We start from the raw sequence: 15,445 nt of genomic DNA, 5'->3' as shown, positions 1-15,445 counted from the left end.
TAGAGGTAGAATTTAGACGTGATGAGCGTTTTATGCGTTACTTAACTGTGAGTTTAGACAAACATGCTATTTCATGGGCTGAGAGAAGAAGAGAAAAAATGAAAGTTAAAGCAAAAGCAAAAGCGTAATTATGTCATCAATAGAACAACAAGCAAAAGGAAAAAAGGACGGAGAAATTAGATATCTTACTCCTTTAAACATAGAAACTTCTAAAGTAAAGAAGTATTGTCGTTTCAAAAAATCTGGAATCAAGTATGTAGATTATAAAGATGCAGATTGGTTATTAGGTTTTGTAAACGAACAAGGTAAATTGTTACCAAGACGTTTAACAGGAACTTCTTTAAAGTACCAAAGAAAAGTATCTGTAGCTGTAAAAAGAGCAAGACACTTAGCTTTAATGCCATACGTAGCAGATTTATTAAAATAAAATATCATAACAATGGAACTTATATTAAAACAAGACGTTGAAAATTTAGGATTTAAAGACGATATTGTATCTGTTAAGAACGGTTATGGTAGAAACTTTTTAATTCCTCAAGGACATGCTGTAATGGCAACATCTTCTGCTAAAAAAGTATTAGCAGAAACTTTAAAGCAACGCGCTTATAAAGAGAAAACGATTATTGCTGATGCAGAACAAACTGCTGAAGCTTTAAGAGCGTTAGAAATTAAAATCACAGCTAAAGCTGGTACAGGTGCAACTGCTGGAGATAAATTATTTGGTTCTATTACCAATATGGATTTAGCTGCTGCATTTAAAAACGCTGGTCACGATGTTGATAAGAAATTTATTTCTATCAATGGTGGTAACATTAAGCGTTTAGGTCAGTATGAAGCAGCAATTAGATTACACAGAGCCGTAACAGTCGATTTAACTTTCGATGTGGTAGCAGACGCCTAATCTTTTTAAAATTATTTTTCAAAAAACCGTTTAGTTTTCTAAGCGGTTTTTTTGTAACTTTTTTTTGACTGAGTAGGTCTTTAATGTTAGCCTATGATAAAGTAGATTTTAACCTTTCAGGTTTTTAAAACCTGAAAGGTTTTGCTGAAAAAATATACTATTTTCATTTCTATATCAAGGTTTAAACTAAAACAAACGTGCGCATTGGTTTTATTACCGAGGAAAATGATTATAATCGAACAGTTCCTATAGTTATAGGAATCTCCGCAAAAAAATGAATAAAACACATGAAACACTTTTTTTTAATTTTTTTAGTTTGTGCTTTTGTTGGATGCAAACAATCTAAGGAGCCAGCAACTACGGTTGATGCAAAACCGTCTAAACTTATAGCACTTTTTAAAGCCTCTAATTCTGATTATCCAAATATTAGCGTGCATCGTGGTGGTAGAGGTTTATTAAATTATCCTGAAAATTGTTTAGAAACATTACAATATATTAATGATAGAATTTCAGGTGTTTACGAAATTGACGTAGTGCAAACAAAAGATGGACAATTGGTTTTATTACACGATAAGTCCATCGACAGAACCACAACAGGTACTGGTAAAATTGATGAGCTGACATACAACGAACTGGCCGATTTTAATTTGGAAGACGATTATGGAAATGCAACACCATATAAAATCCCGTTATTTTCTGAAGTGCTAGCATGGTCTAAGCAAAATGACGTTATTCTAACAGTAGATATTAAGCGCAGTGTCAGTCAGGAAGCCGTTGTTAACGCAATTAGAGCAGCGAAAGCCGAAGATATAAGCATTATAATTACATACAGTATTGACCAAATAAAATCAGCTTACGACTTAGCGCCAGAGTTGTTATTTTCTGTATCCGCAAGAAATAACGAAGAATTTGAGCGTTTACTAGACGCTAAAATTCCAACTAAAAATATGTTAGCTTTTACAGGAACACGCCTGTCTGATGCTTCATTATTTAAACGTTTACATGATGAAAATATCGTTTGTATGCTCGGAACACTTGGGAATTTAGATAAAAGTGCAGCTGCTAATGGAGACCAATTGTATCGTCAGTGGCTAGAAAATGGGGCTGATATTATAGCAACCGATAGACCTTTTGAAGCTTACAAGGCCATAAATAATTAACTTAAAATTTTATAATTTTGCTGTCATATTGAGTGCAGTAGAAATCCTAAAAAAAATATAAATAAGAATTAAACAAATTCTGCATGATGTGCAGAGTGACACTTAATGAGATACTGAAATAAATTCAGCATAAATGAAATACACAAGATTATCCAAAGAACAATTTGAAGAATTACATCAAGAATTCATCAATTTTTTAGCCACACAATCTATTACAGCAGATGAGTGGGAAGACATTAAAAAAAACAAACCAGAGGCTGCTGAACAAGAATTAGATGTCTTTAGTGATTTGGTCTGGTTTGGTGTTTTAGGTAAAGTGGAATATTTAGAGCATATCTCGCCACAACAAATTCACTTATTTCAATGTAATGAAAAAAGCATGCGTTTAATTGCTTTAAAAATTGAAAATGAGGCTGTAGATTTTACCACCAAGGAAGGATTTGAATGGTTAAGAAACAATCTATTATCAGATGCTATTGAATTTTTTAATGCGAAAAAAGAATACTCAGAGGATAAGCATTTAGATTTATTCAAAATGATTCAGTCTGGAGCGAATATCACAAAAGGTGAATTGTTTACTTATTTTGCGGATTTGATAAAGGGTTAAATGCCATAATTCCTTTGAAAAAAGGAATCTCTTATTAAAAAAGAAACCATGTTAGTCTATACTCGAGTTGATAGCAAACCTATTTTTTACAAATCTGTTACCCAGAGGGATTAAACCTTTGTAAAAAGAGTTTAATGTTTCTTGATATCGACTCCAGAGGAGTCGTACTTTTTTAGACAGTTTTCAATTAAGATGGTTCCACTCCTCTGGAGTCGCAAGAAATGTAAGTATTAGTTTGTTATAAACGTTTGATGCCTCTGGCATCAGAAAAAATATTAGAATTGTTATAAATGTTATTTGTAATTAATGGTAATTACGCTAGCATTGTTATTCTTTTTCACTAACAATACTAAATATTAAAGTAAAAAATAATACTCGTCATACGAAACAAGAAATCATGTTAGTCTCGACTCGAGTTGATAGCAAACCTACTTTTTTAAAATTCGCTATAATCCCAAAGGGATTAAACCTTTGTAAAGGAGTTTAAGGTCTGTTGGTATCGACTCCAGAGGAGTCGTACTTTTTTAGACAATTTTCAATTAAGATGGTTCGACTCCTCTGGAGTCGCAAGAAATGTAAGTATTAGTTTGTTATAAACGTTTGATGCCTCTGGCATCAGAAAAAAATGATCTAATTGTTATGAATGCTATTTGTCATTAATGGTAATTGTGCTAGCATTGTTATTCTTTTCCACTAACAATACTAAATATTAAAGTAAAAAATAATACTCGTTATATTTCGATAATGAGATTCCTGCCTTCGCAGGAATTTGTTACTCGTAGCGCAGAGATTCAATAGGATCTAGCTTAGCAGCTTTTGTCGCAGGATACAATCCAGAAACCACAGCTACAATAAACGCAATACTCGTGGCCCAAATCATAGCAACCCAAGGCGTAGAGAAATCGAGTTCAAAACCACTCGCTACAGCCATGCCAATAAGTATTCCAAGTAAAATACCTAAAATACCACCAAGTTGACCAATAATGATGGTCTCCATAAAAAATTGAAATGCAATGGTTTTACTTTTTGCACCAAGTGCTTTACGGACTCCAATCTCTCGTGTACGTTCACTTACGGAAACGAGCATAATATTCATTAAGGCAATCGTAGAGCCAAAAATGGTAATGATACTAATAATCCAAGCTGCAACATAAAGCGCATCTATATTTTGTGTAGCTCGTGTTAACAAATCATCACTGCGAACAATACCAAAATTATTTTTTTCAATTGGGTTAAGTCCTCTAATATTTCTAAACGTTAAAATAGCATCTTCTTGAGCGCTTTCTAACATATCCTTATTATCAACTTTAATACTTAAGTCGTAATTAATATTTGGGTTGGTATAAATAGAGCGCGCTTTTTGAATGGGAAGAATCACTCTTAAATCTTGATTATTTCCAAATGTGGCTCCTTTTTCTTTCAGTACTCCTACGATTTTAAATTTAGAGCCTCTTATGCTAATAGTTTTATCAACAGGGTTTTCATCAGGAAATAGTGCCTTTTGTAAATCACTACCAATCACACAAACTGAATTACTGTTTTTAACATCAAAAATGTTTAACGACCGACCATTATCCACTTCTAAACCAGCATTTTCAATATAAAAGGCATTGGCACCTAAGACACCAACTTCAGGATCTGTTTTTTTACTATCATATTTTACCTCCGCTCGTGATGTTCCGAAAAAAGAAACACCAACAGTGGTAAATGGAAACTTATAATTATCCTCAAAATCCTTTATATTTCTATAATCAATAACAGGATTCACTTTTTGGCGCTCTCTACTACTTTGGCGTGAAGCGGTAAACTCATAACGCTGAAAATTAAAGGTATTAGAACCCATCGACGAAAAATTACTAGAGATGGTATTTTCTAATGCAGACACACCACTTAATATTCCAACCAAAGCCATAATACCGATAGCGATAATTAAAACCGTAAGAATGGTACGTAGTAATTGACTTTTTATAGAATCGAACGCAATTCTGATATTCTCTCTAGCTAATGAAAACATAGTTTTTCTGGAGTTAGTTGAATCGTTTAAAAGTATAAGACTATTAAAACATGATAAAGTTACTATAAAATTGAAATAAGATAGGAAAGGCTCTGAAAATTATAATATTTTTGTGACTTAAGAGCGTGAACTTCGAAGTTCACACACTTAAGTCACACTGAGCGTCGTCGAAGTGTTTTTGAAATAAAGAATAAAGTTTCACTAAAAAAGATGCCTGCCTTCGCAGGAAATGATATGGCACAAAAACCAAGCATACCAAAAGGCACTAGAGATTTTAATTCTGAAGACGTCGCGAAGCGTTCTTATATCATGGAAACGATAAAAGAGCAGTTTCAAGTTTATGGATTTCAACCGATTGAAACGCCAAGCTTCGAAAACTCAGACACCTTAATGGGAAAGTATGGTGATGAAGGGGATCGTTTGATTTTTAAGATTTTGAATAGTGGTGATTATTTGAAGAAAGTATCAGATGAAGATTATAAAACAAAATCTGAAAGTTTAATTACGCCTAAAGTTTCAGAAAAAGCCCTAAGATACGACCTTACAGTCCCTTTCGCAAGATACGTCGTACAACACCAAAACGACATAGAATTCCCTTTCAAACGTTACCAAATGCAACCCGTTTGGCGCGCAGACCGTCCACAAAAAGGACGTTTTCGAGAGTTTTATCAATGTGATGCCGATGTGGTAGGTTCAAAATCTTTGTTTCAAGAAGTAGAATTCATACAATTGTACGATGCGGTATTTTCAGCTTTAAAATTAGATGGAGTTACAATTAAAATCAATAATCGTAAAATTTTATCTGGTATTGCTGAAGTGATTGGTGCGCAAGATAAACTCATCGACTTTACTGTCGCTTTAGATAAATTAGATAAAATAGGAGAGGAGAAGGTAAAAGATGAAATGCGAGGCAAAGGTATTTCTGAAGAAGGCATTTCTAAGCTTCAGCCTTTATTCACGTTAAAAGGTGATTTTGGAAACCAGATAGAAAGTTTAAAATCTATGTTAAGTTCATCTGAAATCGGTTTAAAAGGCATCGAAGAACTCGAATTTATAAACACAGCCATTTCAAACTTAAAACTAAAAACCGCAACGTTACAGTTAGATGTCACTTTAGCAAGAGGTTTAAACTATTATACAGGAGCTATTTTTGAAGTCTCAGCACCAGAAGGTGTAAGTATGGGTTCCATTGGAGGAGGTGGTCGTTATGATGATCTTACTGGTATCTTTGGCCTTAAAGACATGAGTGGAGTAGGGGTTAGCTTTGGTTTAGATCGTATTTATTTGGTGTTGGAAGCGTTAGGTTTATTTCCTGATACTATTGCTGATAGCACTAAAGTTCTTTTTATCAATTTTGGAGAAAAAGAGGCTATGGCTTGTTTACAAGCGGTGACCAAATTAAGACAAGATGATGTGAAGGCGGAATTGTATCCGGATGCTGCGAAGATGAAAAAGCAGATGAATTATGCAAATCGTCGTAACATTCCTTTTGTGGTTTTGGTGGGTGAAGAAGAATTGAATTCGGGTGTCTTCACATTAAAAAACATGACTTCGGGTGAACAGCATAAAGTAGAATTTTCAGAGTTGTTGAAGTTATTAAAATAAAGAAAGCCTCAACCTTACAAGGATTGAGACTTTCTCATCACTAACTAAAAACAATCAACTATTTCACTATAATTTTTTTGGTTATGCTACGATCTGTAGCGGTTTGTAATTTTATAATATAAGTACCAGGACTTAAATTATCTATTTGGTATTCTGAATAATTCTGGTCTGAAATATGATTTTCAAAATAAACGGATTGCCCGAGTATATTGTATACTTCCATACTATTTAGTTCTACTAAACTTGGATTTACAATCACAATTTTTTCAATAGCACTAGAGTATAATACATTTACCTTATTGGTAACGTCATCTTCAATACTCAACGCAAGGTTTGGATTACTGAATGTAATTTCAAAACGATTAAGATATTCGCCTGCATTTAAGAAAATGTCGTAATTACTGGTTCTTAAATCGTGATAAACATCTAAATCTATATCGTGTAAATACACATTAAGATTGTTAGGGATATTTTCCAAAGCATCAATCATTATGGTATTTATGCCATCTGTATTTGTTTTAATTCCTAAAGGATATGTCGTTTCAACTTCAGTCGAATTACTGGCTTGGATAATATAAGATTCGTCATTAATAATCCAATACATATCATCCATTTGGGTTTCGTTGAGAATGCCATCATAAGCCCAATCAACGTTTGGTGTGGCATTGTCATCAATAGTTAATAATAATTCACGTTTTATGGTATTCACAGAATTGAAACCTATTCTAAATTTCATTCGTAAGTCTTCTTCTACGTTTTCTGTTGTTGTATTAGTCGGATTTTGAGACGTTGAAACAAATGCGCTACTTATAAATATTGAGTTATTGCCTTCTTTTCTAAAAATGCGTTGTGAATTATTAAATTTTATAGTACCAGAATTTTGACCTACGATAAAGAAACCTTGACCAACAGGAATGTAACGTCCAGGTTTTTCTGTAGGATTTGATCCAAAAGCTAAGTCTGGATGGTTATTACCTTTATAAGCAGCACGAACACCTCCAGAATAGTTATAAGTTGCATAACCACCTTGATAATCTTGTAAAAAATGAGAACCTCCTGACCAATGTTCCCAAAAGTAAAGGGTCCCAGTTATTAAAGGAGTAGATCCTGAAATTGGTCTACCGTTAATACCTAACTCTGGTCCATTATCTCTAATGAATCGGTTAGCATCAATGGCTGAAGGGTATGGATTTCCTAATAAATAATCATTATTTGCAGCAAGTGGGAGGTTGATATCTCCGTTGTTTGGCATACCAGAAAACACATAGTTTTGAGGCGTGTCTATGGATCCTGTTCCTGGACCTTTCATGGTAAATCCTTCACCAGGAAAGATATTACCAGTACGTCTTATATGTTGCCAAGCCGAATATGTGTTAGATGGTAAATTGGCATATTTCCAAATCCAATAATCCGCAATTTGAATAGGGTTTGTTCCAGCTCCGTCATATCCTGAGGATGAAAAATTAATTGCTTCAGGATGGTTAGAGTCAGAGCCATCATGCATGACATCCATAATTCTAAAATTATCAGATGCTGAATTTTGTCGTTTTACTGGTGAAGACCAATAATTGTAAGTAAAGGTATCCGCAGTACCTTGTTGATCGCGTTCAATTTTACCAATACTCGTTGAATCGAGCATACTGTCTTCTCCTTGTACTAATTGCGATTCTCCTTCGAGATCAATAAAACCATCTAGTTTTAAATACCAAGAGACATTGAGTTCTGAGTCGTTTGTAACATGAAATTCTATTGGGTTAGCAAGCGCGTCATGTTCGTTTATTACTAAGGAGAGGTGTTTTTGTGTAGCATCAAAAGTAACATCATTGTGGGTAATGTTTACTATGGACCAGTCGTAGGTGATAGCGTCATATCCATTAATACCATGTTCTATATTTGTAAGCGCAGAAGCAAGATGACCACTACTTTGAGATCTAAAAGGCATTGGTGCTGTTTGAGGTACTATTTGAATCATATTATGAAGGCGAGCACCTGTTGTAACGTCAATATCTGGTGTTGTTAAATTATCAGTAATTGCACCTCTAAAACTATCAAAACGATAATATTTTATAAGATGATCCCAAGAAAGTGTCGTTATGTTCCTCGGTACTTCTGCACCACGAATGGTTCCTCCATTTTGAATTTCTTGATATACCATTTTTTGAATTTCGTCATCCGAAAGCCCTTTGTTAAATAGTCGTACTTCGTCAATATGTCCTTTAAAATACCAATGATTTGTACCTTCGTGTTTTCTTCCGATATAAAACGGAGTGTTATCTTCTTTCAGCGCTCCGGTAAACTCTTTATGTGTAACTTTTAAACCATTCACATAAAGTTTAAGTGTGTTAGTTTCATTACTAAGAACAGCACTAAGATGTACCCACTGGTTCGTAGGAAGTGGAGTTGAATATTTTAAACTAGTATCGTTGGCTCTTATAATGACGCTGTTGTTGTTGGATAATATGACGCTAAAATTGTTTTGACCAAATACAACTTGAGATTCATTTACTGTAGGGTCTATTTTTATCCAACCCATTAAGGACACGTCAGTCCACTCACTTAGTAATGAGGTATCTTCAATATAATCATCGATACCATCAAAATAGAGTTGAAACTTACCGTCCAGATTTTCCGTCTCATTAGAGGTGTAAGAATTTAAGTCATTTGTAGGTGGTACAAGGCTATTTTGTATTGTATGTAACGAGAGGGACGCTATATCTTCAGATGTAATGCTAGTGTCGAATAATGTATTTTGAGCAAACATTACCAGACCGAACATAAGTAAGGTGCACAACAGAAAGCGTTTCAGTAAAATAGTAATACTGATCATAAGTAGTTAAATTTTAGTTTGGGACTAAATTCTTCGACAAACATACATCTTTAATCTTTAAAACGCAAATAAATCAGTTAAAATGCATTTTTATATCAGAATTTAGAACTGTATAAAGTTTGTAATGTCGATTTTTCCAACATAAGTTGTGACTGAAATAGTATTTTAGGGAGAAATGATGTAACAAAAAATCTTATTATGATGTGTAACTTATCTTATTTTTAATTAAACCATACATCAATTAGAAAAAAATAGCTGAATAGATGACGTGTTGTTAGCACTGATTATCCAAGATGTTGTCTCTAGCTCAATCATTTATAGTCTCTTTACTGAGAAATCTTAAAATTTATTAACAAACTAGCATGTTTAGTCGCATCTTATTAACAAACTCTTGTTTTTGATTTTTCAATTCTAAGATTTTAGTAACTTCAAAGGCTTTAAGGGATTAGCTATTATATTATGAGGGAAGTGAAAAATGGTCTGTTACTGGCTGTTGGTCTTATTTTTTGTGTAGTCAGTGCGTTGACCATTTCAGAAAAGGGTATTTTAAATATAAGTACTCAAGATATCTCATACGCTATTGTATCTATTGAAATGCCACCAGAGGCCACTATTACTGGAGGAGATGTAACAGTCTGCCAAAATGAGAATCCACCACCACAAATTACATTTACAGGTGATTTAGGCGTGCAGCCTTACACATTTACATATAGAATAAATGGAGGCTTGCTGCAAACGGTTATAACAGAAGATGCCAATGATTCCGTATCTATAAATGCCGATATTAGTGCTGTTGGTACATTTACATATACGTTGGTTTCAGTTGCAGATGGAAATGGCGATTCTCAAAATATAAATGCAACCACACAAATAGTGGTTATTCCGTCACCAGATGGTTCATTAGGCGGCACAGGATCGGGTACATTTTTTAATGGTTTACCTGTGTTTAGACAGTGCATCGATATGAATTCTGTTTTCACATTTACCAACCTGTCAACCACACCAGGACTTAATGTGAATTATAATATTAGTTGGGGAGACGGCTCACCAGATTTTAATCAAGCAAACTGGACCACAACCACACACAGTTATGACGTTGGGATATTTAATTTAGTTTATACTATTGAAGGAAGTAATGGCTGTACTAGTGTCACAAATTATACGGTATTTGTTGGTTCTAATCCAGGAGTTTCTCTTGGAAATCCAGGAAGTACGAACATTTGTGATGTAAGTCCATTAACCTTCCCTATAACAGGAACTGAAAATAATCCACCTGGTACTATTTATACCGTAACATTTAATGATGGCTCAGATCCTTTTATATTAACGCATCCTCCGCCAGCTACCATTACGCATACCTTTGTAGAATCGTCTTGTGGTACAGTAAGTTCTGATGGTACTAACTTATATGAAAATTCATTTTCAGCGATAATTGTAGCATCAAATCCTTGTAGTACATCATCAGTCGGAGTGGTTCCTATATACGTATCTATCGCTCCTGAAGCAAGTTTTACTAGTCAAGCCATTGCCTGTACAAATACAGCGGTGTGTTTTAACAATACCTCTATTGGAGATGAAAATAATGGTTCAGGGAATTCTTGTGATGCGAGCCCAAATGTAATTTGGGACGTTGTACCTGCTACAGGTTTTACGGTGACAAATGGTGATTTGGGTAATGATTTTGGCTCTGATACTCCAAGTGTATGGTTAGCAGGAACAGATAATATTTGTTTAAATTTCACCAATCCTGGAACCTATGCCGTAACGTTAAAAACAGGAAATCGATGTGGCTTAGATGAAGAAGTTAGAATCATTTGTGTTGAAGAAGATTTAGTTCCTGTTTTTAGTACTAGCGTAAACGAAGTCTGCACGTCCTTAGAAGTGACCACTACAAATACAACGGACGAATCTCAAAGTTGCGCACCAGTAACTTATTTATGGGAAGTGAATTATTCTGAAGCGTTTTGTGGTACAGCTCCTAATTGGAATTTTACTAATGGCACAAATGCAACTTCGGCAAATCCATCGTTTCAATTTGAAACGGCTGGGACGTATGAATTAACAATGACAGCTTCAAATTTTTGTGGTGATTTTACAACCTCGCAAGTTCTGGAAGTAAGGCAACCACCTACGGTAACCATAGATCCTGTTGCAGATACTTGTGGTTCTGCTAGTTTTACTCCGACTGCTATGGTAGATTCTTGTGCAGATCCTGCGGATACCATAACTTATAACTGGTCATTTCCTGGAGCTGTTCCGGCAACATCGAATCAATTAAATCCTGGTATCATAAATTATCCTGCGGTTGGTGATTATACCATTTCATTTAGTGTTACAAACAATTGTGGCACAACGACTGTAACAGAACTATTTTCTATTGTAGAACCACCAGTGTTAACAAATACAAACGTTTCACAAATAATATGTTCTGGAGTAGCATCAACTGCTATTAATTTAACAGCAGATGACCCAAATGCAACATTTTCTTGGGTTTCAAATGCTCCATCAGGTCTTACAGGTTATATTCCTAATGGTACAGCAAATAATATTCCTGCACAAACTATTACCAATTCAACAAATGAACCAATTACGTTAATATATGAGGTGATTCCTGAAATTCCAGCGTGTGAAGGTTTACCTGTTATATTTGAAATTATTGTAGAGCCAGAACCATTCATCACTTTACAGCCTGTATCGAGTGTGGTATGTCAAAACGGGAATGTAAATGATTTAGCAGTAGATTTTCAAGGTGCAGGAGCTCCAAATTATCAATGGTATCAAAACAACGCAAATAATACCACGACAGGAACGGCCATTGCAGGAGCAATTAATCCAACATTTTCTCCATTAACAAATACAGTAGGCACTACTTATTACTATGCCATTATATCATTTTCAACAGGTGGTTGTAATCCAATAGTGTCAGATATTGCAGTGATTGAAGTCGCACCAACTACCCAAATAGATGTACAGCCTTTAAATACACAATCGATTTGCATTGGAGGGAATCCAGAAGCACTTTCTATTGATGTTTCAGGAGGTGCAGCCAACCCAACTTATCAATGGTTTAGTAATACCGAAAATAGTAATGTTGGTGGAACTTTAATTCCCGGTGAAATCGCAGCGACCTATTCTCCTCCTTTGGCGGCTGCAGTAGAAACTTTATATTATTACGTTGAGGTGAATTATGCCACTAACGGTTGTGCAACTCTTGTAAGCGATGTGTCGGAAATAAATGTTGTTGCAGATCCGATAGTTATAATGCAACCACTGTCATTTCAAAGTTTATGTCAAAATACAGACGCAGATGATTTAGAAGTTACGGTCTCAGGTGGTTTAGGAGAATTAACCTATCAATGGTTTGTAAATACTGTAGATAATAATAACTCTGGTTCTGAAATAACTGATGCCACTACAAGTCTGTTTTCTCCGCCAACGACGACCATTGGCATATTGTATTATTATGCGGTAATTACTCAAAATGTATCGGGTTGTGAGGTTACAAGTAATACGTCTCAGGTTGAGATAACAGCTTCAGCACAGTTTAACGCTCAGCCTATTTTAGACGAGTTATGTTTAGGAGAGACTACGAATCCTTTATTTGTTTCATATACTAATGGTACAGGGAATCCGTCTTATCAATGGTATCAAAATTCAGATGACGACACACTAACAGGCACTCCAATTACTGGTGCAAATAATGCCACTTATAATCCTGATGTTAACACTGTTGGTAGTACCTATTATTATGTAATTATTACGTTTGATAGTGGAGGGTGTTCAGAAATTATTTCTGAAACCGCAGAGATTATCGTTAATGAAACCGCAAGTATTAGTGACGCACAGCGCTTAATTTGTAGTGGTAATTCATTTGAATATTTACCAGATACTACAAATGGCGATGTAGTACCGTTAAATACAGTTTACACTTGGTCTAATCCAACAATATTGCCAACAGGAAGCGTTACAGGCACAACAGTACAAAGCACACCAGTAACTTCAATTTCAGAAGCGTTAGAGAATATCACTTCAAATCCTGCAATCGTAACCTACACCATAACGCCAGTTACAGGTAATTGTGTGGGTGAAAATTTTGAAGTTGAGGTCACTGTTAACCCAACCATTTCTATTGATGCAAACGTCATTCAGAATTTATGTTTTGAAGCGAATACAGCATCCATTGAAATTGATATTTTTGGTGGTGTACCGTTTATAACAGGAGATGATTATACCATTTTATGGACAGGTCCTAACGGATTTACAAGCGCAGACGAAGATATTTTTAATCTTGAAGCTGGTACTTATGTTCTAGATATTCAAGATAATGGCGGTTGCCCATATGTGGAAACTTTTACCATAACAGAGCCACCATCTTTTATATTTAGTAATGTAGATTTTGATCCAGAAACCATTTCGTGCTTTAATGAAAATGATGGTACCATTGCAATAGAAGTTTCGGGTGGTGTGCCACCTTATATGTACTCTTGGACTTTAGATGGATTGCCATTTTCAACAGATCAGAATCTTTCAAATCTAGCACCTGGAAATTATAATATATCTGTTACAGATAGCAATAATTGTGGGCCGATAAATCTTGATTTTAATATTGAAGAACCACAGGAGTTACAAGTTACCTTGCAAGAACAAATCAACGTTTTATGCTTTGGCGATGCTACAGGTTCTATTACTGTAGATGTGACAGGAGGTAGAACAGATTATATCTTTGCTTGGATAGGACCAGATGGTTTTACTAGTACTAGTCAAAATATAACTTCTTTGTTTCAAGGAGTCTATAATCTTACGGTTACAGATCGTTTGGGTTGCACAGATATGATCCAAGTTGAAATTATTCAGAATACACAAATTGAAGTTGATCTTACAGTAACACAAAATAGTTGTGACGGAGACAACAATGCATCTATTACAATAGATAATATTTCAGGCGGAGTTGCTCCTTATGATATCGCTTGGAGTAATTTAGGAACAGGCAATTCTCAAACAGATTTATCTGGTGGACTTTATACAATTACAATAACCGATGATTTGGGTTGTGAGCGACAATTTACAACAGAAATCATTGATCCACCTGCCTTTTTTATAGATCCAGAAGTTACACAAATGTCTTGTGCAGGTGAAAATGATGCAAGTATTTCACTTAATTTTCAAGGAGGAGTAGATCCTGTTAATTTGGTTTGGACTGATGATCCTTCTGCAGGCATGGAACGTAATAATTTGTCATCAGGTGAATATGAAGTAACCATAACAGATGGTTCTACTTGCGTTATTCAAGAGAGTTTTATTATTATTGATTTAGTACCGCTATCAGTATCTGCGAACGTCACAAATGCGCTTAATTGTGAAGATACCAATTCTGGCAGTATTAATTTACTCATTGAAGGCGGAACACCACCTTTTGATGTCATTTGGTCAAATGGAGAAACATCTGAAGATTTAACAGGTTTGCTGCCAAATATTTATGCTGTAATTATTACCGATGCAAGAGGTTGCGAAGTAGAAGGATATTGGGAGGTCACTCGATTTGAACCATTAGAGCTTAATGTGCAAGATCAGTCAAATATAGACTGTGAAGATGGTATTGTTGGCAGAACATTTATAGCTAGTGCAAGTGGAGGAGTACCGCCTTTTCAATACAATTGGTCTAGTGGAACAGTCACTGGTGAGCATAACGAAATGATGACCACAAACCAGGCTGGCTTAGTTATTTTAGAAGTTGTAGATAGCTTGGGTTGCACAGCAAATTATACCTTTAATGTAGATACAATCACATTTGGTGAACCCGATTTTGAAACCACGTCTTTTGGTTTTTTGAATTATGGTGTTTATGCCATACAAGATCCTATTGAATTTATAAATTTAGCCACAGGTAATTATCAAAGTATTTTGTGGGATTTTGGTGATGGTAGGTTTTCAGCAGAAGAAAATCCGTTTCATACCTATGTTGTGCCAGGAGATTATCTGGTGACACAATCGGTAACTTACGATTTTGGTTGCGTTTTATCCAAAGAATTATTCCTGAGGGTAGAAAAAGGATATAAAATTGTAGTACCTGACGCATTTACACCAAATGAAGATGGTATTAATGATTTTTTCGCGCCAGTGTCTTTAGGATTAAATACGTTAGAAATTAATATTTATGATACTTGGGGAAGTCTTATTTATAAGGAGTCTGGAGATACGATTAGAGGTTGGGATGGTAGGGTAAAAACAGAAGAAGCAGAAAATGGAAATTACTATTACACATTTTCGGCCAAAACATTTTATGGTGAAGACATAACTAAACAAGGAGCTTTTGTATTTATCAAATAAAACA

General features: G+C 34.9%; 8 protein-coding genes and 1 pseudogene. 7 read left to right on the top strand and 2 right to left on the bottom strand.

Annotated features, from left to right (window positions below; genetic code table 11):
- The 5 genes and pseudogenes from AB8B52_RS08075 to AB8B52_RS08055 all read left to right on the top strand — a co-directional run.
- Positions 1-128: pseudogene (locus AB8B52_RS08075) on the top strand (30S ribosomal protein S6); the annotation flags it as partial.
- Positions 128-427, top strand: a complete 300-nt coding sequence (gene rpsR, locus AB8B52_RS08070; protein WP_173588564.1) for a 30S ribosomal protein S18 — start codon at positions 128-130, stop codon at positions 425-427. The pseudogene AB8B52_RS08075 and the gene rpsR, both read left to right, overlap by 1 nt.
- 12 nt (positions 428-439) lie before the next feature.
- Positions 440-901 carry a 50S ribosomal protein L9 gene (gene rplI, locus AB8B52_RS08065; protein ID WP_406026958.1) on the top strand — a complete coding sequence of 154 codons (462 nt, stop codon included), beginning with the start codon at positions 440-442 and terminating at the stop codon, positions 899-901.
- Positions 902-1,188: 287 nt separating this feature from the next.
- Positions 1,189-2,061, top strand: a complete 873-nt coding sequence (locus AB8B52_RS08060) for a glycerophosphodiester phosphodiesterase family protein (protein WP_406026957.1) — start codon at positions 1,189-1,191, stop codon at positions 2,059-2,061.
- A 133-nt stretch (positions 2,062-2,194) separates the two neighbouring features.
- Positions 2,195-2,668, top strand: coding sequence for a DUF6495 family protein (locus AB8B52_RS08055; protein WP_406026955.1), 474 nt, complete (start codon positions 2,195-2,197; stop codon positions 2,666-2,668).
- 772 nt (positions 2,669-3,440) lie between these two features.
- Here the strand turns inward: AB8B52_RS08055 and AB8B52_RS08050 are convergent.
- Positions 3,441-4,682 carry an ABC transporter permease gene (locus AB8B52_RS08050; protein ID WP_406026953.1) on the bottom strand — a complete coding sequence of 414 codons (1,242 nt, stop codon included), beginning with the start codon at positions 4,680-4,682 and terminating at the stop codon, positions 3,441-3,443.
- A 234-nt stretch (positions 4,683-4,916) separates the two neighbouring features.
- On the opposite strand from AB8B52_RS08050, the gene hisS reads away from it, so the two are divergent.
- A complete protein-coding gene (gene hisS / locus AB8B52_RS08045) occupies positions 4,917-6,287 on the top strand; it encodes a histidine--tRNA ligase (RefSeq protein WP_406026960.1) in 1,371 nt (456 codons plus the stop codon).
- A gap of 58 nt (positions 6,288-6,345) precedes the next feature.
- Here hisS and AB8B52_RS08040 read toward each other — a convergent pair whose 3' ends face one another.
- Positions 6,346-9,114, bottom strand: coding sequence for a LamG-like jellyroll fold domain-containing protein (locus AB8B52_RS08040; RefSeq protein ID WP_406026951.1), 2,769 nt, complete (start codon positions 9,112-9,114; stop codon positions 6,346-6,348).
- A gap of 459 nt (positions 9,115-9,573) precedes the next feature.
- On the opposite strand from AB8B52_RS08040, the gene AB8B52_RS08035 reads away from it, so the two are divergent.
- Positions 9,574-15,441 (top strand): PKD domain-containing protein, encoded by a 5,868-nt coding sequence (locus AB8B52_RS08035; RefSeq protein ID WP_406026949.1) that lies wholly within the window; start codon positions 9,574-9,576, stop codon positions 15,439-15,441.
- Positions 15,442-15,445: the final 4 nt, after the last annotated feature.

The organism is Winogradskyella sp., from assembly GCF_045105575.1.
GTDB lineage: Bacteria > Bacteroidota > Bacteroidia > Flavobacteriales > Flavobacteriaceae > Winogradskyella.
The sequence above is the reverse complement of the archived record's forward strand: the minus strand, read 5'-3'. Positions and strand labels throughout refer to the sequence as shown.

Coding starts and splice junctions, on each gene's coding strand:
- rplI (WP_406026958.1), top strand. CDS start 440: ATGGAACTTATATTAAAACAAGACGTTGAAAATTTAGGATTTAAAGAC.
- AB8B52_RS08060 (WP_406026957.1), top strand. CDS start 1,189: ATGAAACACTTTTTTTTAATTTTTTTAGTTTGTGCTTTTGTTGGATGC.
- AB8B52_RS08055 (WP_406026955.1), top strand. CDS start 2,195: ATGAAATACACAAGATTATCCAAAGAACAATTTGAAGAATTACATCAA.
- AB8B52_RS08050 (WP_406026953.1), bottom strand. CDS start 4,682: ATGTTTTCATTAGCTAGAGAGAATATCAGAATTGCGTTCGATTCTATA.
- hisS (WP_406026960.1), top strand. CDS start 4,917: ATGGCACAAAAACCAAGCATACCAAAAGGCACTAGAGATTTTAATTCT.
- AB8B52_RS08040 (WP_406026951.1), bottom strand. CDS start 9,114: ATGATCAGTATTACTATTTTACTGAAACGCTTTCTGTTGTGCACCTTA.
- AB8B52_RS08035 (WP_406026949.1), top strand. CDS start 9,574: ATGAGGGAAGTGAAAAATGGTCTGTTACTGGCTGTTGGTCTTATTTTT.